General features: G+C 66.4%; 1 protein-coding gene. It reads left to right on the top strand.

Features of this window, described 5'->3' with window-relative positions; genetic code table 11:
* Nucleotides 1-678: transposase (locus H483_RS28375; protein WP_017836686.1), on the top strand; the 678-nt coding region annotated here is incomplete at its 5' end.
* Nucleotides 679-941 lie beyond the last annotated feature (263 nt).

The following is a 941-nucleotide window of genomic DNA, read 5'->3' as shown; positions in this document are numbered from 1 at the left end:
GCCCACATCGTGGTCGAACCCGATACCGGGCTGACCACTGCGGCCCGGCTGACTCGGGCCAGCGGTCCGGACAATTCCGACGCCGCCGTCGGTGCGGACCTGGTGACCACAGATCCCACCACTACAGACGTCGAGCACATTGAAGTGCTCGGGGACTCGGCGTATGCCACCGGCGACATGCTGCGCACCCTGGACCAAAAGCAGTGGCTGCCCCTGGTCAAACCCTGGCCTTCCAGGCCCGCTGTGGACCGTGGGTTCACGATTGACGACTTCATCTTCGACACCACTACCGGCACGCTGACCTGCCCTGCAGGTGTCACACGAACCCCCTCGACGAAGGGGACCGTCACGTTCAGCGTTGCCTGCCGCGGCTGCCCACTACGCCATCGGTGCACGACCTCGGCAGCTGGCCGCAAGGTAGTACTCGGCGAGCATCACCTCCTGCAACGCCAGCACCGCCAACGGGCCAGCGACGAAGAATTCCAGACCACCTACCGGCAGCATCGACCGATGGTCGAACGCTCCATCGCCTGGCTCACCCGAGGCGCCCGCCGCGTGCCCTATCGCGGGGTGGATAAGAACAACAGCTGGCTCCACCACCGCGCCGCCGCCCTCAACCTGCGTCGACTGCTAGCCATGGGCCTGACCCACCAGAACGGAGCTTGGGCCCTGGCCTGACCAGCAGTTAGGGGAGCCGCCTCTCGCCGATGGCCGGTGAGACCGCGCAGGATCACATCAAGTGGACCGAAGGCCCTCGGTCGTCGCACCCAGAGTGCTGACCTAAAACGCCGCTCGCCATCCCACCGGTGACGCCCGGGACCGCCGCTCACACGACCGCCAACCCCAATAGCGCCTTGTTCAGCAGTCTCCTAGGTGGGCGCGGGCCAGTGAGGCGTGGATCAGTAGCCGGTGTAGCGCTCCGGCTCCTCGCCGAAGGTGAA

It is taken from the genome of Dietzia sp. UCD-THP (assembly GCF_000349585.1).
In the GTDB taxonomy this organism is placed as follows: Bacteria; Actinomycetota; Actinomycetes; order Mycobacteriales; family Mycobacteriaceae; genus Dietzia; species Dietzia natronolimnaea_A.
This window is presented reverse-complemented; position numbering and strand designations above follow the sequence as displayed.